This is a genomic window from Janthinobacterium sp. OK676 (assembly GCF_900103595.1).
Taxonomy (GTDB): Bacteria; Pseudomonadota; Gammaproteobacteria; order Burkholderiales; family Burkholderiaceae_D; genus Janthinobacterium.
The window spans coordinates 145,460-163,810 of sequence record NZ_FNHA01000005.1; the positions used below are offsets into that span (position 1 = coordinate 145,460).

At 63.7% G+C, this 18,351-nt stretch carries 18 protein-coding genes; 8 read left to right on the top strand and 10 right to left on the bottom strand.

The genetic code is table 11. From position 1 onward, the window contains the following. Positions 1–8: 8 nt before the first annotated feature. Positions 9–932, top strand: a complete 924-nt coding sequence (locus BLU39_RS12110; protein WP_092713256.1) for an MBL fold metallo-hydrolase — start codon at positions 9–11, stop codon at positions 930–932. A 98-nt stretch (positions 933–1,030) separates the two neighbouring features. Next, positions 1,031–1,984, top strand: coding sequence for an NAD(P)H-dependent flavin oxidoreductase (locus tag BLU39_RS12115; RefSeq protein WP_092713259.1), 954 nt, complete (start codon positions 1,031–1,033; stop codon positions 1,982–1,984). A 144-nt stretch (positions 1,985–2,128) separates the two neighbouring features. Here the strand turns inward: BLU39_RS12115 and BLU39_RS12120 are convergent, their stop codons facing one another. From BLU39_RS12120 to BLU39_RS12160, 9 genes are all read right to left on the bottom strand, one after another. Beyond that, positions 2,129–2,710, bottom strand: coding sequence for a hypoxanthine-guanine phosphoribosyltransferase (locus BLU39_RS12120; protein ID WP_058049341.1), 582 nt, complete (start codon positions 2,708–2,710; stop codon positions 2,129–2,131). Positions 2,711–2,773: 63 nt separating this feature from the next. Beyond that, positions 2,774–4,030 carry a phenylacetate--CoA ligase family protein gene (locus BLU39_RS12125; protein WP_092713261.1) on the bottom strand — a complete coding sequence of 419 codons (1,257 nt, stop codon included), beginning with the start codon at positions 4,028–4,030 and terminating at the stop codon, positions 2,774–2,776. Next, the gene (locus BLU39_RS12130; RefSeq protein WP_092713263.1) at positions 4,027–4,386 is read right to left on the bottom strand and encodes an MmcQ/YjbR family DNA-binding protein; all 360 of its coding nucleotides are present in this window, start codon (positions 4,384–4,386) and stop codon (positions 4,027–4,029) included. The genes BLU39_RS12125 and BLU39_RS12130 overlap by 4 nt, the downstream gene beginning before the upstream one ends. 13 nt (positions 4,387–4,399) lie before the next feature. Next, positions 4,400–5,236 (bottom strand): ABC transporter ATP-binding protein, encoded by an 837-nt coding sequence (locus BLU39_RS12135; RefSeq protein WP_092713265.1) that lies wholly within the window; start codon positions 5,234–5,236, stop codon positions 4,400–4,402. Between the two features lie 123 nt (positions 5,237–5,359). Continuing rightward, a complete protein-coding gene (locus BLU39_RS12140; protein WP_092713267.1) occupies positions 5,360–6,679 on the bottom strand; it encodes an ABC transporter substrate-binding protein in 1,320 nt (439 codons plus the stop codon). A gap of 58 nt (positions 6,680–6,737) precedes the next feature. Continuing rightward, the gene (locus BLU39_RS12145) at positions 6,738–7,796 is read right to left on the bottom strand and encodes a branched-chain amino acid ABC transporter permease (RefSeq protein ID WP_092713269.1); all 1,059 of its coding nucleotides are present in this window, start codon (positions 7,794–7,796) and stop codon (positions 6,738–6,740) included. A 78-nt stretch (positions 7,797–7,874) separates the two neighbouring features. After that, positions 7,875–8,771 (bottom strand): branched-chain amino acid ABC transporter permease, encoded by an 897-nt coding sequence (locus BLU39_RS12150; RefSeq protein ID WP_198521486.1) that lies wholly within the window; start codon positions 8,769–8,771, stop codon positions 7,875–7,877. Between the two features lie 19 nt (positions 8,772–8,790). Continuing rightward, complete coding sequence (locus BLU39_RS12155) at positions 8,791–9,606, bottom strand: ABC transporter ATP-binding protein (RefSeq protein ID WP_029496076.1); 816 nt, start codon at positions 9,604–9,606, stop codon at positions 8,791–8,793. A gap of 14 nt (positions 9,607–9,620) precedes the next feature. Next, complete coding sequence (locus BLU39_RS12160) at positions 9,621–11,552, bottom strand: AMP-binding protein (protein ID WP_092713271.1); 1,932 nt, start codon at positions 11,550–11,552, stop codon at positions 9,621–9,623. Positions 11,553–11,732: 180 nt separating this feature from the next. On the opposite strand from BLU39_RS12160, the gene BLU39_RS12165 reads away from it, so the two are divergent. The 6 genes from BLU39_RS12165 (at position 11,733) to BLU39_RS12190 (ending at position 16,771) form a co-directional block, all read left to right on the top strand. After that, the gene (locus BLU39_RS12165) at positions 11,733–12,431 is read left to right on the top strand and encodes a Crp/Fnr family transcriptional regulator (protein WP_092713273.1); all 699 of its coding nucleotides are present in this window, start codon (positions 11,733–11,735) and stop codon (positions 12,429–12,431) included. Between the two features lie 83 nt (positions 12,432–12,514). Beyond that, positions 12,515–14,326 (top strand): aminopeptidase P family protein, encoded by a 1,812-nt coding sequence (locus tag BLU39_RS12170; protein WP_092713275.1) that lies wholly within the window; start codon positions 12,515–12,517, stop codon positions 14,324–14,326. Beyond that, the gene (locus tag BLU39_RS12175) at positions 14,326–14,574 is read left to right on the top strand and encodes a hypothetical protein (protein ID WP_092713277.1); all 249 of its coding nucleotides are present in this window, start codon (positions 14,326–14,328) and stop codon (positions 14,572–14,574) included. The genes BLU39_RS12170 and BLU39_RS12175 overlap by 1 nt, the downstream gene beginning before the upstream one ends. Then, entirely contained in the window at positions 14,575–15,315 is a 741-nt protein-coding gene (locus BLU39_RS12180) for an MgtC/SapB family protein (RefSeq protein WP_092713279.1), read from the top strand. Continuing rightward, on the top strand, positions 15,302–15,919 hold the full coding sequence (locus tag BLU39_RS12185; protein ID WP_254788959.1) for a DUF924 family protein: 618 nt from the start codon (positions 15,302–15,304) through the stop codon (positions 15,917–15,919). The genes BLU39_RS12180 and BLU39_RS12185 overlap by 14 nt, the downstream gene beginning before the upstream one ends. 9 nt (positions 15,920–15,928) lie before the next feature. Then, positions 15,929–16,771: a Rossmann-like and DUF2520 domain-containing protein gene (locus BLU39_RS12190; RefSeq protein ID WP_092713283.1), complete on the top strand. Its 843-nt coding sequence runs from the start codon at positions 15,929–15,931 to the stop codon at positions 16,769–16,771. 1 nt (position 16,772) lies between these two features. Here the strand turns inward: BLU39_RS12190 and BLU39_RS12195 are convergent, their stop codons facing one another. Continuing rightward, complete coding sequence (locus BLU39_RS12195) at positions 16,773–18,227, bottom strand: sensor domain-containing diguanylate cyclase (RefSeq protein WP_092713285.1); 1,455 nt, start codon at positions 18,225–18,227, stop codon at positions 16,773–16,775. Positions 18,228–18,351 lie beyond the last annotated feature (124 nt).

The following is an 18,351-nucleotide window of genomic DNA, read 5'->3' on the forward strand; positions in this document are numbered from 1 at the left end:
GGAAGCCCATGCCGCGATCGCCAGCGCTGTTCCCCGATGCCATGCAGGTGTTCGAACGCGGCTGGCTGTCGTCGAATAACATCCTGTTCCAGGGCCGGGACGAGACGGCGCTGATCGACAGCGGCTATGTCACGCACGCGCCGCAAACCCTGGCCCTGCTGCGCCATAGCCTGGCCGGGCGTCCCCTGGACCGTCTGTTCAATACGCACCTGCATTCCGACCATTGCGGCGGCAACGCGCTGCTGCAAGAGGAATACGGCTGCCATACGGCCATTCCCGTGTCGGAAGCGGGCAAGGTGCGCGCGTGGGATGTCGATGCCCTGAGTTTTCAGGCCACGGGCCAGCAATGCCCGCGCTTCGGCTTTGACGCCACCGTCTCGCCAGGCGACTCGTTGACCTTGGCCGGCATGGGCTGGCAAGCGCTGGGCGCGCCGGGCCACGATCCGCACTCCTTGATTTTTTACTGCGCCGGCGAGGGCATCCTGATCTCCGCCGACGCCCTGTGGGAAAACGGCTTTGGCGTGATCTTTCCCGAACTCGATGGCGGCTCCGGTTTTGCCGAGGCGCGCGCCACCCTGGACCTGATCGCCGGCCTCGACGTGCGCGTGGTGGTCCCCGGCCACGGGCGGCCATTCACGGATGCCGCCGGCGCCCTGCAGCGCGCCTATTCTCGCCTCGATTACCTGTCGTCCGACCCCGTGCGCAATGCGCAGAACGCCGTGAAAGTGCTGCTGAAATTCCTGCTGCTGGAACGCCAGCGCATCGCCCTCGCCGACATACCGGCCCTGCTGCGCGGCATGCCCGTCTTTGAAGAGGCGAACCGGCGCTTTCTGCGCCAGGAAGCGGCCGCGCTGGCCGAGTGGGCCGTTTCCCAGTTGATGCGGGCCACGGCGGCACGGGTCGAGGGTGAGTACTTGCTTAACGAGGCTTGAAACGCCGGCGCGATAAATTCAGCACGATCGTACTTTTTCTGAACTATAATCAAGCTCAGTGTGTTTCTCATCCCGATCAACTTTCCAGCGAGTCCGCCATGGCATTGCCTGTTGCGTTGCAAAACCTCTCCTTACCCGTTATCGCTTCGCCGATGTTCATCGCCAGCGGCCCGGCCCTCGTCGCGGCGCAGTGCAAGGCCGGCATCGTCGGTTCCTTCCCGGCCCTGAACGCGCGTCCCGCCGAATTGCTCGACACCTGGCTCACGGAGCTGCAGGCCGAACTGGCCGCCTTCCAGGCCGCCAATCCGGGCAAGAAAGTGGGACCGATCGCCGTCAACCAGATCGTGCACCAGTCGAACGACCGCCTCGCGCACGACGTGGAAGTGTGCGTGAAACACCAGATCCCCATCATTATTTCCTCGCTGCGCGCGCCGCCCAAGGAAATGCTCGATGCCATCCATAGCTATGGCGGTATCGTGCTGCATGACGTGATCTCGATCCGCCACGCGAAAAAGGCGCTGGAGGCCGGTGTCGATGGCTTGATCCTGGTGGCCAGCGGCGCCGGCGGCCACGCGGGCACCCTGTCGCCGTTCGCCCTGGTGGGCGAGGTGCGCAAATTTTTCGACGGCCCGCTGGCGCTGTCGGGCTCCATCGCCACGGGCGACGCCGTGCTGGCCGCGCAAGCGATGGGCGCGGACTTTGCCTATATCGGCTCGCGCTGGCTGGCGACCAAGGAATCGAACGTCAGCGACGGCTACCGCGACGCCATCGTCGATTCCAGCGCGGCCGACATCGTCTACACGAACCTGTTTACTGGCGTGCACGGCAATTACCTGAAAAAATCGATTGTAGCGGCGGGACTCGATCCGGAAGCCTTGCCCGAAGCGGACAAGAGCGCGATGAATTTCGGCTCCGGCAGCGCCAAGGCCTGGCGCGACATCTGGGGCGCGGGCCAGGGGGTGGGCTTGATGGACGACGTGCCGAGCGTGGAAGAAATGGTGGCGCGCCTGAAAGCCGAATACGATGCGGCGCGCGCGCGGTTGAAGCTGTAATCGTTGTTGCGATGGTGGTGGTGTCGGATTACGCGGCGTGCCGCCGCTAATCCGACCTACGACCTATGATGACGGTGTCGGATTACGCCACCGGGCACTGGTAGGTCGGATTAGCGCGCAGCGCGTAATCCGACAACACCACAATCACTCCTGCTTCAAATCTTCAGGCTTGATGGCCCACAGCCCCGGCAGGTTGCGCCAGTAGCCATACGCATCCATGCCGAAGCCGACGACGAAGCGGTTCGGGATCACCAGGCCGACGATGTCGGCTTGCACGGGCTTCTTCTTGCCGATGGCCTTGTCGGCGAACACGGCCAGGATGACTTCCGAAGCGCCCATGTCCAGCAAGCGCTGCTTGACGTGCGCCAGGGTTTCGCCTTCGTCGAGAATATCGTCGAGTACGATGACGGTACGGCCCGCCACGTTCGAGCGGGGGATGACTTTCCATACCACTTCGCCACCCTTGTCGTCGTCGCCGTAGCGGCTTACGTGGATGTAATCGAATTCGAGCGGAAAGCTCAGTTGCGGCAGCAGGCTGCCCGTAAACACGACGGCGCCGCCCATCACGCCCAGCACCAGCGGGAACTCTTTCGAGTCCTCGGCGTTGAAGCGCGTGTTGAGCACATCGGCCATGCGCGTGATCGACGCCTGCACGGCGTCTTGGTCGAACAGCAGTTCCGCGTTCTTGATCAGGTCACGGGCACGATTGTGATGAAATTCTTGCATGGACTCTTGCATGGCGATGAATGGGGCTGATGATGAATGCGGGTATTATCCCGCAAATCGGCCTTATTTGTAATCGCGCATGTCGTCGATTATTTTTCCATCCTGCGCCAGGCTGCCCACGGCCACCAGCAGCACCTCGCCGCGCAGCTTGGTCAGTTCGCGGATCGAGCCGATGATGGCCTCGGTGCCGCTGGCGTCATGAGGATTATCGACTTCGCAATGCAAAGTCATTTCGTCATTGGCCATGCGGCCCGATACCACCAGCCGCGCCTTTTTGATCTGCGGGTGGCGGCGCGCGATTTCATGCACCTGCGACGGATGCACGAACATGGCGCGCACCTTGGTGGTTTGATCGGCGCGCCCCATCCAGCCCTTGATGCGCGTATTCGTGCGCCCGCACGGCGACTCCGGCGCGTCCATCAGCACGGCTGACAGGTCGCCCGTGGCGAAGCGGATCAGCGGATAGTCGGCATTGAAGACGGTGACGACGACTTCGCCTACTTCGCCCGGCGCGACGGGAATGCCGCTGCCCGGGTGGACGATCTCGAGCAGCACGTTTTCATCGACCACCATGCCGGGATTGAGTTTGCCATTGCTGGCCGTCTCATAGGCGATGCTGCCGATGTCGGCCGAGGCATAGGTCTGGAACACGTGCGGCACGCCGTTTTCGGCAAACCAGCTGCGCAGCGATTCGGGCAGGGCTTCCGCGCCCATCACGGCCTTGGTGACGCTGCTGATGTCGGCGCCCATTTCGCGCGCCTTCTCGATGATCAGTTTCAGGAACGACGGCGTGCCGATGTACGTGTCCGGCTTCAGGTCGACCATCGCCTGCACCTGCATTTCCGTCTGGCCGATGCCGGCCGGGATGACGGTGCAGCCCAGGCGCGCGGCGCCCCCTTCGACCATGAAGGCGGCCGGCGTGAAGTGATACGAAAAGCAGTTCTGCAGCAAGCCGCCGGCGCGCACGCCGGCAGCGTACATGGGCCGCGCGAAGCGCCACCAGTCGGGTCCGCGCCCTTCCGGGTCGAAGATGGGGCCGGGCGAGACGAACACGCGCGACAGGGCGTTTTTCGGCGTCGTGTTCAGGCCGCCGAACGGCAGCGCGCCGTGCTGCAATTGCTTGAGGTCGGACTTGCGCGTCACGGGCAGTTGCGCCAGCGCGGCGCGGCTGGTGATGTCGGCCGCGTTGACGCCATCGAGGATGCGGGCCCAGCCCGGCGCCTGCTGCGCGCGCGCGATCAGCTGCGGCAGGCCGGCCATCAATTCGCGTTCGCGCGCTTCGGGGGCGCGTGCTTCCAGACTGTCGAGCGTATCGGTCATGTTGCTGATTCTCCAATGTCACGTTGCATTTTTTTCGTCAGCCCCGCAACAATCAGGCTGTATGAGCGGTGCAGCAGGGCGGCCATTTCATCGTCGTCGAGGGCGTCGGGGCTGGCGACGAGCACCCATCTGGCCCGCGCCAGGTAGGGTACAGGGCGAAAGCCGGGGCGATCCGTCAATTCCAGGAAGCGCTCCGCATCGACCTTGAAGCTCATGCCGCGCGTGCTGTGCGCTTCCGCGCCGCACAGGGCGAACATCTTGCCGCCGACGCAAAACGCCAGCACGTTGCTCCACTTGATGTCTTCGGTCGCGCCGGGAAAGCCGCGGCACACTTGCTTCGCCCGTTCCAGGTCCATGGTGCCTCTGTCGTCAAGCCAGCCAGCGCTTGCGGCGGCGGTAGAACTTCATGTCGCGGAAGCTCTTGCGTCCGGCGCCCGACACGCCCAGGTAAAACTCCTTGACGTCTTCGTTGCTGGCCAGTTCCTGGGCTTGCCCTTCCATCACGACTCTGCCGTTTTCCAGGATGTAGCCGAAGTCGGCGTAGCGCAGCGCCACGTTGGTGTTCTGCTCGGCCAGCAGGAAAGAGACGTTTTCCTTGTGGTTCAAATCCTTGACGATGCCGAAGATCTCTTCGACGATCTGCGGCGCGATGCCCATCGAGGGCTCGTCCAGTAAAATCATCGACGGCTTGGCCATCAGCGCGCGGCCGATGGCGCACATCTGCTGTTCGCCGCCCGAGGTGTAGCCGGCCTGGCTGCTGCGCCGCGTTTTCAGGCGCGGGAAGTAGTGGTAGACCTTGTCCAGCGCGTCCTTCAATTCGCCGCGCGACAGGCTGCGCGTATAGGCACCCGTCAAGAGGTTTTCCTCGATGGTCAGGTGGCCGAAGCAGTGGCGCCCTTCCATCACTTGCGACAGGCCCCGCTTGACCAGTTCATTCGGCGTCAATTGATCCACGCGCTCGCCCTTGAACTGGACTTCGCCCTTGGTGACGTCGCCGCGTTCGCCGCGCAGCAGGGTCGAGATGGTTTTCAGGGTGGTCGACTTGCCGGCGCCGTTGGCGCCCAGCAGGGCCACGATCTTGCCCTGCGGGACTTGCAGCGACACGCCTTTCAAGACCAGGATCACGTGGTCGTAGATGACTTCGATGTTGTTGACCGACAGGTAGGGCGGCGCGGTGTCCGGTGTTTGCGTGGCAGTGGGTGTCATGGCTGCTTCGTTTTCATGTGTGTTGGTGCTTGTCGGATTACGCTACGCTAATCCGACCTACGTGGATGCGGCGTAGGTCGGATTAGGCCGCAGGCCGTAATCCGACACCACCCCGAAAGCCGCTTACTTCATGCACGCCGGCGTGATCTTTTTCTCTTCGGCGTACTTGCCCGACGATTCCTCGACCAGCTTGCGCACCAGAGCCTTGTCGCCGACGATCCACTTCGGCGTGATGGCGGTCCATTTCTTGCCATCCCACTGCTGTACCTTCACGGCGCCCGAGCCTTCATGGTCGTCGCAGCTGGTTTTCACGGTCGGGAACATGCCCAGCGCGCCGACGGCCTTCTGGCGCGCATCGTCGACGTTCAGGTTTTCCAGGCCCCAGCGCATCTGCTCGCCCGTGATCGGTTTGCCCTTGCCGAATTTTTCCTGCGCCACGCGGATCGCTTCCACCCATAGGATGCCGGCCGTCACGCCGCGCATGTGGTAGACGGAGCCGATGCGCGACTGGTCGGACAGGTTGCCCTTGCCGGCCGCGTAGAGCTTCTTGCGGATGTCGTCGAGCACGGGGTAGTTGCCTGGCGTGTTGAACGTCATCGCCGTGTAGCCCTTGGCCGCGTCGCCCGATGGAATGGTGTCTTCCTCGGAACCGGCCCACCAGACGCCCAGCATCTTGTCGCGCGGGAAGCCATTGCGCTGCGCCGTCTTGATGGCAACGGAGTTCATGACGCCCCAGCCCCACAGGATCACGTGGTCCGGCTTGGCCTGGCGGATCTGCAGCCATTGCGACTGCTGTTCGCTGCCTGGCGGCGCGACGGGGATCTTGATCAGTTCAAAGCCGTACTGTTTCGACAGCGCTTCGAGTACGGGCAGCGGCTCCTTGCCGAAGGCCGAATCGTGGTACAGGTGGACGATTTTTTTGCCTTTCAGCTTGTCCATGCCGCCATCCTTGTCGCCCAGGTACTTGATCATGGCGGCGGCCTGGCTCCAGTAGCTGGAGATCAGCGGATACACATACGGGAAGACCTTGCCGTTGGCGGCGTCCGAGCGGCCGTAGCCGATCATGGTCATGGGGATCTTGTCTTGCGCCACGCGGTCGAGGATGCCGTAGGCGACGCCCGTGGACAGGGTTTCGACCAGGGTGGCGCCGCCCTGCTTGGTTTTCAGGCGTTCATAGCATTCCACGCCGCGCGACGGGTTGTATTCGGTTTCGCATTCTTCCCAGCTGATTTTCACGCCATTGACGCCGCCGGCCTGGTTGACCAGGTTGAAGTAGTCGATGATGCCGCCGTAGAAACCGGAGCCGCCGGCCGCGTACGGACCCACGCGGTAGGACGGCAGGGCGATGTATTGTTCCTTGTCCTGCGCTTGCGCGCTGCCGGCCAAGGTGAGTGCGGCACTGGCGATGGCGGCGGCCAGCATGAGCGATTTGATGTGTTTCATTGTGTGTCTCCTCTTGTTTTATTTGGTATTCAAGTGAACCGACATCGACTGCAAAAACTTAGTGGGGGAAGGGCCAGAGTCTCAGCTTTTCCTTCGCGATCTGCCACAGCCTGGCCAGGCCGTGCGGCTCGACGATCAGGAAGAAGATGATCAGCGCGCCGAACACCATTAGTTCCAGGTTCGAAGCCACGCTGGTCGGCAATGCCAGGCCATGCGCGATGGTGTTCAGGAAGACGGGCAGCAGCACGATGAAGGCCGCGCCGAGGAAGGAGCCGAGAATCGAACCGACGCCGCCGATGATGATCATGAACAGGATGCGGAAGGACAGGTCCAGGTTGTACGCTTCCGGCTCCACCGTGCCCAGGTAGGCATATGCATACAGGGCGCCGGCCACGCCGCAATAGAAGGAGCTGACGGCAAACGCCAGCAGCTTGGTGCGCATCAGCCTGAAGCCGATCACTTCGGCCGCCATGTCCATGTCGCGCACGGCCATCCACGAGCGCCCCACGTTGGAGCGGATCATGTTCTTGGCCAGCAGCGCCATGCCGGCGACGATGGCCAGCACCAGCAGGTATTTGCTTTGCGGCGTGTCGAACTGGTAGCCGAGGATGGTCATCTTCTGCACCGTGATCACGCCCGAGGAGCTGTAGTTGGTCAGATACGGAATCTTGGTCAGGCACCAGACGACGAAGAACTGCGTCGCCAGGGTGGAGGCGGCCAGGTAAAAGCCGCGGATGCGCAAGGAGGGCAGGCCGAAGGCGATGCCCACCATGGCCGCGCACAGGCCGCCGAGGATGAAGGACACGAGCAGCGGCAAGCCAGGCAGGCGGGCCATGAAGTTATACGAGGCAAAGGCGCCCACGGCCATGAAGGCGGCCGTGCCCAGCGACAGCTGGCCCGCGTAACCGGTCAGGATGTTCAGGCCCAGCGCCGCCAGCGCGAAGATCAGGAAGGGGATCAGGATCGCCGACAGCATGTAGGGCGAGGCGACATACGGCAGGAGCAAGACGGCAACGAGCAGCGTGGCCGTCAGCGCCAGGCGGTCTTGCCGGATCGGGAAAATCTGGTTGTCAGCCTGGTAGCTGGTCTTGAATTGTCCTGCTTCACGGTAAATCATGGCGTGTCCTTTACTGGCTGTTGGGGTGTTTGTCGGATTACGCCTTCGGCTAATCCGACCTACGATGCGCTTTGGGCCTTATATTCGCCGGATGATCTTCTCGCCGAACAGGCCTTCCGGGCGCACCAGCAGGAACAGCAGGGCCAGCACATACGGGAACCAGCCTTCGATGCCGCCACCCACCATGGGGCCGAGGTAGACCTCCGCCAGTTTTTCCGACGCGCCGATGATCAGGCCGCCGACGATAGCGCCCGGTACCGACGTAAAGCCGCCAAGGATCAGCACGGGCAGCGCTTTCAGGGCGATGAAGGTGAGGGCGAACTGCACCCCATTGCGCGCGCCCCACAGCAAGCCGGCCACCATCGCGACTAGGCCCGCCACGCCCCACACGACGGCCCAGATGCGCTGCAGCGGAATGCCCACGGCCAGCGCCGCCTGGTGGTCGTCGGCGACGGCGCGCAGGGCGCGGCCCACCTTGGTTTTCGAGAACAGCAGGGCCAGGCAGATCACCAGCAAGGCGCAGATGCCGGCCGCCATCAGGTCGAACTGCGAGATGTTGATGTCGAAGCGGTCCATCAAAAACTGCATCGGCACGTCTTCGATGGGCAGGTCCAGCTTGTGCACCTGCGAACCCCACATCAGCTGCGCCAGGCCTTCGATGAAGAAGGTCAGGCCGATGGTGGCCATGAACAGCGTGATTTCGGGCTGGTTGACGAGGGGCCGCAGCACGACCCTTTCGATGGCCATGCCGAGCACGATCATCGTGAGCATCGTCAGCGGGATGGCCAGCCACAGCGACAGGCCGAACTTGTCCATGATGCCGACGCAGGTGAGGGCGGCGAAAAACACCATCGCTCCCTGCGCGAAGTTGAACACGCCCGACGCCTTGTAGATCAGCACGAAGCCGATCGCCACCAGCGCGTACATGACGCCCGACAGCAGGCCGCCGATCAGCACTTCAAAGAAAAAATTGATATTCATTGCTATTCCTCGTCTAGTGCGCCACGCCGAGATAGGCGTTGATGACATCCTGGTTGCTGCGCACCTCGTCTGGCGTGCCGTCGCCGATCTTCTTGCCGTAATCGAGCACCACCACGCGGTCCGAGATATCCATCACCACGCCCATGTCGTGCTCGATCAGCACGATGGTCGTGCCCAGCTGGTCGTTGACGTCGAGGATGAAGCGGCACATGTCCTGCTTTTCTTCCACGTTCATGCCGGCCATCGGTTCATCCAGCAGCAGGATTTCCGGTTCTGCCACCAGCGCGCGGCCCAGTTCCACCCGCTTTTGCAGGCCGTAGGGCAAACGTCCCACGGGCGTCTTGCGGATGGCCTGGATTTCCAGGAAGTCGATGATCTCTTCTGCCTTCTTGCGGTGTTCGATTTCCTCGCGCCGCGCCGGCCCCCAGTACAGGGCTTGCAGCAGGAAATTCGACTTCATCTTGAGGTTACGCCCCGTCATGATGTTATCTAACACCGTCATGCCCTTGAACAGGGCGATGTTCTGGAAGGTGCGGGCGATGCCGGACTTGGCCGCCGCATAGCAATCCATGCCGCGCCGGTGCTCGCCCCGGTAGATGATTTCGCCCTGCTGCGGGCGGTACACGCCATTGATCACGTTGAGCATCGAGCTTTTGCCCGCGCCGTTCGGGCCGATGATGGCGCGGATTTCATGCTGCTTCACGTCGAACGAGATGTCGGTCAGCGCTTTCACGCCGCCGAACGACAGCGAGATGTTCTTCAGGTCGAGGATCACGGGGCCCGTCTTGCGGGCCGTGCCGAAATGGGCGTCGGGTTCGTTCATTTGCATCGTGCTGTGCTCCATCATGCGGCCAGGCCCTGGGGCCGGTACGTTTTGCTGTCCCAGATCTGCAGGTCGGCGCTGGTCGAACCGGTGCGGCCATCCTCGAATTTCACCTGGGTCTCGATGTATTGCGTTGCCTTGCCTTCATACAGGGCGGAGATCAGCACCGCGTATTTTTCGGCGATGAATTTGCGGCGCACCTTGCGCGTGCGCGTCAGCTCGTCGTCGTCCGGATCGAGTTCCTTGTGCAGCACGAGGAAGCGGTGCACCTGCGTGCGGTCCATCAGCGGATCGGCCGCCAGTTCCGCGTTGACTTGCTCGATGCAGTCGCGGATCAGGCCATAGGTCTCGGCGCGCGCCGCCAGGTCCGTGTAGCCGGAGTAGGCGATGCCGCGCCGCTCTGACCAGTTGCCCACCGCTTCGATGTCGATGTTAATGAAGGCGCACACATGGTCGCGCGCATGGCCGAAGGCCACCACTTCCTTGATGAAGGGGAAGAACTTGAGCTTGTTTTCAATGTAGTTGGGGGCGAACATGGCACCGCAATTCATCTTGCCCACGTCGGCCGCGCGGTCGATGATCTTCAGATGGCCTTCGCTGTCGAACACGCCCGCGTCGCCCGTATGGAAGTAGCCGTGGTCGTCGATCACTTCGGCCGTGGCGTCGGGGCGCTTGAAGTAGCCGCTCATGGTGGCGGGCGACCTGACCAGCACTTCGCCATTGGCCGCCAGCTTGACTTCCACGCCCGGCGCCGGCAATCCCACGCTGTCGAACTTGATATTGCCGTCCGGTTGCAGACACACATAGGCGCAGGTTTCGGTCGAGCCGTACAGCTGCTTGAGGTTGACGCCGATGGAGCGGTAGAAGCGGAACAGGTCGGGGCCGATGGCGGCGCCGGCCGTGTAGGCGACGCGCACGCGCGACAGTCCCAGCACGTTTTTCAGCGGGCCGTAGACGAGCAGTTCGCCCAGCTTGTAGCTGATGCGGTCCGCCAGCGAGACGGGCTTGCCGTCGAGGATCTGCGCGCCGCAGCGCTTGGCCACGTCCATGAAATGGCTGAACATGTGGCGCTTGATGCTGCTCGCGTCTTCCATGCGTATCATCACGCTGGTGAGCATGTTCTCGAACACGCGCGGCGGCGCGAAGTAGCAGGTGGGGCCGATTTCGCGCATGTCGATCATCACCGTGTCGCCCGATTCGGGGCAGTTGACGGTGAAACCTGCCACCATGGCTTGCGCCAGCGAGAACAGGCAGTCGCCGACCCACGCCATGGGCAGGTAGGACAGGATGTCTTCATTGTCGGTGAGCTTGTCGAAGGCGACGCCGCCTTCGCCGGCCGCCAGCAGCGCCGCGTGGCTCTGGCACACGCCCTTCGGTTTGCCCGTGGTCCCCGAGGTGTACAGCATGACGGCGGAATCCTGGGCCTTGCCCTGTTCCACGGCAGCGTCGAAAAAGCCCGGATGCTCGCGGTCGTAGGTGCGGCCCAGCGCCTGCAGGCCGGCGAAGGAAATCAGCTCCGGCTGGCGGTAGTGCCGCATGCCCCGTTCATCGTCGTAGGCGATGTGGGCGATGTGCGGATAGAGGGCCTTGAGTTCGAGCAGCTTGTCGACCTGCTCCTGGTCTTCGACGATGGCGTAATGGACTTCCGCGTCCTGCAGCACGTAGGCCATGTCGGCGGCCGGCGCATCCTGGTACAGCGGCACGGGCACGCCGCCCAGGCTTTGCGCGGCCAGCATGGCCCAGTACAGGCGGGGACGGTTGTCGCCGATGATGGCCAGATTCATGCCGCGCTGGAAGCCGATGGCGGCCAGGCCGCAGGCCAGCGCGCGCACCTCGTCGTTGACCTGGGACCAGGTCCAGGTTTGCCAGATGCCCAGGTGTTTTTCACGAAAGGCGGGCTTGTCGGATCGTACTGTCCCGTGTTGCAATAAGCGCCGCGGAAAAGTCGGCATTGCTGCTGTGGTATTCGTTTGCACCAGTGTCTCCCTGTTGCTTGTCTCAGGCCCCACCTCGTTGGATGGCGCTCCGTGTTTTTTATGTGTAAGGCGTTTGTGCAATGATAGTAGCTTGCGTTAGTTTGCCAAGTTGTCTTTTCGGGGACATTTACCCACTTTTCGATGGTGCATCGCACAATGACCTACCCTGATATCACCCTCAAGGATGCCGTGCGCGCGGCCCACTGGGCGCAACTGCTCGACCCCGTGCAAATGGCCCGGGTCGAGGCCGATGTGTTCGAGACTTTCGTGCCGAAAGGCGGCTTTGTCTGCCGCAAGGGCGAGCCGGTGGACTACTGGATTGGCGTCATCAGCGGCATGGTCAAGATGAATAATTTTTCCGCTTCCGGCAAGGCCATGACGTTTACGGGCTTGTCACCGGGCAGCTGGTTTGGCGAAGGGTCGCTGCTCAAGCGCGAGATACGCAAATACGACACCATCGCCGTGCGCGATACGCGCGTGGCGCGCCTGCCCGCCGCCACCTTCCACTGGCTGCTGGAAACGAGCCTGCCATTCACGCGCTTCCTGCTGATGCAGCTCAACGAGCGCCTGGGCCAGTTCATCGGCATGATGGAAAACGAACGCCTGCTCGACCTGAACACGCGCGTGGCGCGCTGCCTGGCCTCGATGTTCCACTCGCACCTGTACCCGAGCGTGGACACCCTGGTGCAGCTGTCGCAGGAAGAAATCGGCCTGCTGTCCGGTTCCTCGCGCCAGCGCGCCAACCAGGCCTTGCAGGTGCTGGAAAAAAAGGGTTTGTTGCGCCTCGATTACGGCGGCATCCGCGTGCTGGACCTGGAAGGCTTGCGCCGCTACGAGGCCGATGACGGCGAATGAGGCTGCGCTGCCAGAACGCTCTGCAAGTGCCCGGCTAATCGCGGTATCATAGGTACTTCCCAGCACCGCACTTTTTCGCCGCCATGCAGACATCCGTTCAGAGTCACCCCGCCTCCCGTTTATCGCAACTGCGCGCCGCCATGCGCGCGCAGCAGATCGATGCGCTGATCGTGCCATCGGCCGACCCGCATTTGTCCGAGTACCTGCCGGCCCGCTGGCAGGGCCGCGAATGGCTGTCGGGCTTTACGGGTTCCGTCGGCACCCTGGTCGTCACGCAGGATGTTGCCGGCGTGTGGACCGATGGCCGCTACTGGGAGCAGGCGGAAGACGAACTGGCCGGCAGCGGCATCGTCCTGAAAAAAATCCCGTCCGGCGCCAGCGTGCTGTATATCGACTGGCTGGGCGAGACCATGCGCCCCGGGCAGACGGTAGCCGTCGATGGCGCCGTGCTGGGCCTGGCCAATGCGCGATTGCTGCAGCAGGCGCTGGGCGCGCAAGTGAACCTGCGCACGGACACCGACGTGCTGCAAGCCGTGTGGCCCGATCGCCCGGCCATGCCGGCCGCGCCCGTGGTTGAACATGCGGCCGCGTATCCATCGCTGTCGCGCACGCAGAAGCTGGCGGCCCTGCGCGTCGGCATGGCGGCGCACGGCGCCAGCCACCACGTCATTTCCACGCTCGACGATATCGCCTACCTGTTCAACCTGCGCGGCGCCGACGTCAATTACAACCCCGTTTTCCTCGCCCATGCGCTGGTAGGACCGGAGCGCACCACCCTGTTCGTCGCCGACGGCAAGGTAGCCTCCGCCCTGCGCGCCACCCTGGAAAGCGAGGGCGTGGACGTGGCCGCATACGACCGCACGGCGGCCGCGCTGGCCGCCTTGCCGGCCGATGCCAGCTTGCTGCTGGACCCGCGCCGCATCACCTTTGGCACGCGCCAGGCCGTGGCCGACGGCGTGCGCGTGGTGGAAGCCATCAATCCCACCACGCTTGCCAAGTCGCGCAAGACGGACAGCGAAGCGGCGCACGTGCGCGCCGCCATGGAACAGGACGGCGCCGCCCTGTGCGAGTTTTTCAGCTGGCTGGATGCCACCCTGGCCGACCCGCAGCGCGCGCCGCTGACGGAAATCGGCGTCGACGAACACCTGACGGCCGCGCGCGCCCGCCGCGCCGGTTTTGTCAGCCCCAGTTTCGGCACCATCGCCGGCTTCAATGCGCATGGCGCCATCATGCATTACCACGCGCACGCGGATACGGCGGCGACCATCGAAGGCGATGGCTTGCTGCTGATCGACTCGGGCGGCCAGTATTGGGGCGGCACGACGGACATCACGCGCGTCGTTCCCGTCGGCACGATCACGGCCGGGCACAAGCGCGATTTCACCCTCGTCTTGCGCAGCATGATGGCCCTGTCGCGCGCGCAGTTCCCGCGCGGCGTGAAGTCGCCCATGCTGGACTCCATCGCCCGCGCGCCGCTGTGGGCCGAAGGCCTTGACTTTGGCCACGGCACGGGCCACGGCGTGGGCTTTTTCCTCAACGTCCATGAAGGACCGCAATCGATTTCCCAGTCCGCCATGCCGGAGCCGCAGACGGCCATGGAGCCGGGCATGATCACCTCCATCGAACCGGGCATTTATCGTCCCGGCCAGTGGGGCATCCGCATCGAGAACCTGGTACTCAACGTTCCTGCGGAAACGACGCAGTTCGGCGAATTCCTGCGCTTCGAGACCCTGACCCTGTGCCCGATCGACACGCGCTGCGTGGAACGCTCGCTGTTGCGCGACGACGAGGCGGCCTGGCTCAACGACTATCACGCCACCGTGCGCGCGCGCCTCGCGCCGCTGTTGTCCGGCGATGCGCTGGCGTGGCTGGAACAGCGCACGGGAGCCATCTGATGCGCTCGACCCGCGCCACGTCCGCCATCGAGCGGCTCAAGGAACGCACCGGCAACCGCCTTTACACGATGGCGCGCACGGGTGACGAACTGTTTTTCCTGACCGAAGGCCCCGGCTTGCCGCCTCTGTGCCCGCCGCTGGAACTCGATGCCTTTGTCGCCTTCGTGAATAGCCTGGGACCGCAAAAGGCGCGCCGCGTCAGCAAGCTCGATGTGGCGTTTGAAAAGCAGCTGACGAAAAAGCCCTAGATGCCGACCATCGACTTCCTGCGCGCCTACTGGTCGCCGGCCGAGCTGGCGACGAATGGCGTGATCCTGCTGAACCTGCTGGGCGCGCTCTTGCTGGGCTTGCTGGTGGGTTACGAGCGTTCGTATCACGGGCGTGCGGCGGGCATGCGCACCTACAGCCTCGTCTGCATGGCCTCGGCCGCGCTGACGGTGCTGGGCGGTTACCCGGAATTCTGGTACGGCGGCCATGGCGCCATCGTCGGCAGCGACCCCACGCGCGTGATCCAGGGCATCGTCACGGGCGTGGGTTTTCTCGGCGCCGGCGTCATCATGCGCGAGGGTTTCAATATCAGCGGCCTGACGACGGCCGCCTCGATCTGGGCCTCGTCCGTGATCGGCATCATGGTCGGCATCGGCTTTTATCTGTCGGCCATGGGCCTGGCTTTCCTGTGCGCGATGGCGATGATTTTTCTGTCAAAATTGGAGAACTGGCTGCCGTCGCGCCACGCGGTGGCCATCACCATGCGCTTCAAGCAGGGCTTTATTCCGCGCGAAGATGCGCTGCGGCGCATGGCTGCCAAGCGCGGCTACGACATCGCCGGCGGCTCGCTGACCATCGGCAGCAACGACGGCATGCAGGAATGGCGCTTTGTCGCCATCGCGCATGGCAAGAACACGGGCGCCAGCCTGTCGGCCATGTCGGCCGAACTGGCCGCCTTCGAAGGCATCGCCGGCTTCCAGCTGTCGCATGCCCGCAATTGATACGGATGCCGAGAGGATGGACATGGATGCACAGGCGCAAGCGGTACTCGACTTCTGGTTTTTGCCGCCGGATCACCCTGGCCATGGCCAGTCGCGCATGGAATGGTTCCGCAAGGATGACGCTTTCGACGCGCAGATACGCGCGCGTTTCGGCGTGCTGATCGATGCCGCCATCGATGGCGGCTTGCGCGCATGGGATGCGGCGCCGCACGGCGCGCTGGCGCGCCTCATCGTGCTCGACCAGTTTACGCGCAATGTCTATCGGGGCACGCCGCGCGCCTTTGCCGGCGACGCTCAGGCGCTGGCGCTGGCCGTCGCCTTGACGCAAGCGGGGCAGGACCGCCAGCTGCCACCGATGCTGCGCGCTTTTGCCTACCTGCCGTTCGAACACGCGGAAGACCTGGCCATGCAGGCGCGCGCCGTCGAGCTGTTCCAGCTGCTGTCGCAGGCGCAGCCCGGCTTTGACGGCATGCTCGACTACGCCGAGCGCCACCAGGAAGTGATCGCCCGCTTTGGCCGCTTTCCGCACCGCAACGCCATCCTCGGCCGCACTTCCACGCCGCAAGAGCTGGAATTTTTGCGCCAGCCGGGATCGAGCTTTTAGAAAATCATCATGAACGTCACACTCAATATCATCGGTGCCGGCCACGTGGGCCGCGTGCTGGGCAGGCTGTTTGCGCAAACCGAGGGGGCGCATGGTGGAAAAATCCTGGTGCAGGATGTGCTGACACGGTCGATGACGTCCGCGCAAGCGGCCGTCGCTTTCATCGGCGCCGGCACGCCCGTCGACAGCTATGCGGCCTTGCGCCACGCCGACGTCACCATGCTGGCCGTCTCGGACGACCAGATCGGCCCGGCCTGCGCGGCCCTGGTGGCCGAAGGGCGCCAGGCGGGCGCCATCGTGTTTCACTGCAGCGGCGCGCTGGCCTCGAACGTGCTGCTGGCCGCCACGCAGGCGGGCGCCTTTGTCGCCAGCGCGCACCCGATCCGCAGCTTTGCCGACCCCGCACAAGTGGCCGCCACCTTCGACGGCACGTTTTGCGGCGTGGAAGGCGATCCGCTGGCGCTGGCCTTTTTGACGCCGGCCTTGATTGCCATCGGCGCGCGCCCCGTGCCCATCGATCCGGCCGCCAAGACCCTGTATCACGCCGCCGCCGTCTTCGCCAGCAATTACCTGGTGACGGTGCTCGACGCGGCCCTGCGCGCCTACCAGGCGGCCGGCATTCCCGAGCCGGTGGCGCGCGAACTGGCCCAGCCCCTGGTGACGGAAGCGGTGGCCAATGTATTCCGCCTGGGCGCCGCGCCCGCGCTCTCCGGCCCCATCGCACGAGGCGACTCGGCCACCGTGCAACGCCAGCAGCAGGCGGTGCAGCAATGGGATGCCGCCACGGGCGAGTTGTACCGTGCGCTGGTGGCGCCCACGCAGGAGCTGGCCCGGCGCAAGCGCGGCGGGTGACTCAGGCGGCGTGCACGCCGTTGCGGCCGTGATGCTTGGCTTGATACAGCGCGCTGTCGGCGCGCGAAAAGAAGGCCGATTCGCTTTCCTCTGGCCGGTATTCGGCCACACCCAGGCTGATCGTCACCGGTACGCGCGGCGCGGGCAGGCCGAAATCGTGGCCTTCGATGGCGGCGCGCAGGTTTTCCGCGACTTCCATCGCTTGGGCCAGGCTGCAGTTATTCAGCAGTACCAGATATTCCTCGCCGCCCCAGCGCGTGATGACGTCGCTTTCGCGCACGGTGGCGCGCGCCACGTCGGCCACGCCACGGATGACCTTGTCTCCCCACAGGTGGCCGTGCGTATCGTTGACGCGCTTGAAGAAGTCGATGTCGAACAGGATGGCCGACATCGGTTGCTCGTTGCGTCTGGACAGGAGCATGGCGCGCTGGAACAGCAATTCCAGCGATTGGCGGTTCAATAGCCCCGTCAGCGCATCCGTCGAGGCGATGCGCTCGATGCGGCGCTGGTAGCGGTTTACCGTCAGCAGGGTCAAGCCCAGGACCAGCACGGTCACGCCAAAGCTGATGGCCAGGTTGAAGATGAACACGCGCTGCAGCGACTGCACTTCGTCGCTGACGTTCTGCTCGACCACCAGGTACCAGCCCAGTTCGGGAATGAAGCGCGAGTTGACGAGGATTTGCGCGCTGCCCAGCTGGTACGACAGATGCGTTGGCTGGCTCTCGTGGTTGATGATTTTATCGGCAATGGCGTTCACGCCGGACAGGCTGCGGATATTGCCGTGCCCGTTGCGCATGGTCTTGCCCGTCAACACCAGGGTGCCGGCGGCATCGACAAAATAGATGTTGCGGTGGAAGCGCGCCTGGTAGCGGTCGATGATGTGGTTCATGGTGGCCAGGGTCAGGCCAATGCCGGTGGCGCCGATGAACTGGCCGTCGTAGTCATAGACGCGGTGGTTGATGAAGATGGTCATGCTGTCGCGGTTGGCCATGTCCACGTCGACATTTGTTTCATAGTCGGTCTTGTCCATGGCCCGCACGCGGTAGTACCAGATGTCGCGCGTTTCCTGCGGGCTGACGGATTTCAAGGTGCCTTCCGCGTAATAATATTTGCTGCTCTTGTCCGAGACGAGAAAGCTGGTGATGGCGCCGTACTTCTTCTTCACCTCGGCCAGGTAGCGCACGATCTGTTCCGGCTTGTTTTCGCCCGCCAGTATCCAGTCGCGCACGAAGGTGTCATGCGCCATCAGCGACGAGATGAACACGGGGCGCAGCATGTCCTTCTGGATTTCCGAGTAAATATTGTCGCCCGTCAGGGGCAGGGTCTGGTCGGCGATGCCGTGCTCGATGGCTTTGCGCGAAGCCAGGTAACTGGCCAGGCTGGTGGCCATGAAGCCCGCGCCCAGGATCAGGGTGAGAAGAATGAGCAGGCGGTATTTGATCGACAGAAGACGCATGGAGACGGGGAATGGCCGGCGGGAAGGCTATCGTGACGCAAGCCAAAAGTATGCAGCAGGGCGGATATTAGCGCAATGATAACTGGCTTTATTGATAATTTACGCTGGCGAACACGACAAGATA

Bases quoted from the DNA above. Each gene is read 5' to 3' on its own strand.
- BLU39_RS12125 (WP_092713261.1), bottom strand. From the start codon at position 4,030: ATGACCGATACGCTCGACAGTCTGGAAGCACGCGCCCCCGAAGCGCGC.
- BLU39_RS12195 (WP_092713285.1), bottom strand. From the start codon at position 18,227: ATGCGTCTTCTGTCGATCAAATACCGCCTGCTCATTCTTCTCACCCTG.
- BLU39_RS12170 (WP_092713275.1), top strand. From the start codon at position 12,515: ATGCAGACATCCGTTCAGAGTCACCCCGCCTCCCGTTTATCGCAACTG.
- BLU39_RS12155 (WP_029496076.1), bottom strand. From the start codon at position 9,606: ATGCAAATGAACGAACCCGACGCCCATTTCGGCACGGCCCGCAAGACG.
- BLU39_RS12190 (WP_092713283.1), top strand. From the start codon at position 15,929: ATGAACGTCACACTCAATATCATCGGTGCCGGCCACGTGGGCCGCGTG.
- BLU39_RS12140 (WP_092713267.1), bottom strand. From the start codon at position 6,679: ATGAAACACATCAAATCGCTCATGCTGGCCGCCGCCATCGCCAGTGCC.
- BLU39_RS12110 (WP_092713256.1), top strand. From the start codon at position 9: ATGCCGCGATCGCCAGCGCTGTTCCCCGATGCCATGCAGGTGTTCGAA.
- BLU39_RS12135 (WP_092713265.1), bottom strand. From the start codon at position 5,236: ATGACACCCACTGCCACGCAAACACCGGACACCGCGCCGCCCTACCTG.
- BLU39_RS12180 (WP_092713279.1), top strand. From the start codon at position 14,575: ATGCCGACCATCGACTTCCTGCGCGCCTACTGGTCGCCGGCCGAGCTG.
- BLU39_RS12120 (WP_058049341.1), bottom strand. From the start codon at position 2,710: ATGCAAGAATTTCATCACAATCGTGCCCGTGACCTGATCAAGAACGCG.
- BLU39_RS12160 (WP_092713271.1), bottom strand. From the start codon at position 11,552: ATGCCGACTTTTCCGCGGCGCTTATTGCAACACGGGACAGTACGATCC.
- BLU39_RS12145 (WP_092713269.1), bottom strand. From the start codon at position 7,796: ATGATTTACCGTGAAGCAGGACAATTCAAGACCAGCTACCAGGCTGAC.
- BLU39_RS12130 (WP_092713263.1), bottom strand. From the start codon at position 4,386: ATGGACCTGGAACGGGCGAAGCAAGTGTGCCGCGGCTTTCCCGGCGCG.
- BLU39_RS12185 (WP_254788959.1), top strand. From the start codon at position 15,302: ATGCCCGCAATTGATACGGATGCCGAGAGGATGGACATGGATGCACAG.
- BLU39_RS12175 (WP_092713277.1), top strand. From the start codon at position 14,326: ATGCGCTCGACCCGCGCCACGTCCGCCATCGAGCGGCTCAAGGAACGC.
- BLU39_RS12115 (WP_092713259.1), top strand. From the start codon at position 1,031: ATGGCATTGCCTGTTGCGTTGCAAAACCTCTCCTTACCCGTTATCGCT.
- BLU39_RS12165 (WP_092713273.1), top strand. From the start codon at position 11,733: ATGACCTACCCTGATATCACCCTCAAGGATGCCGTGCGCGCGGCCCAC.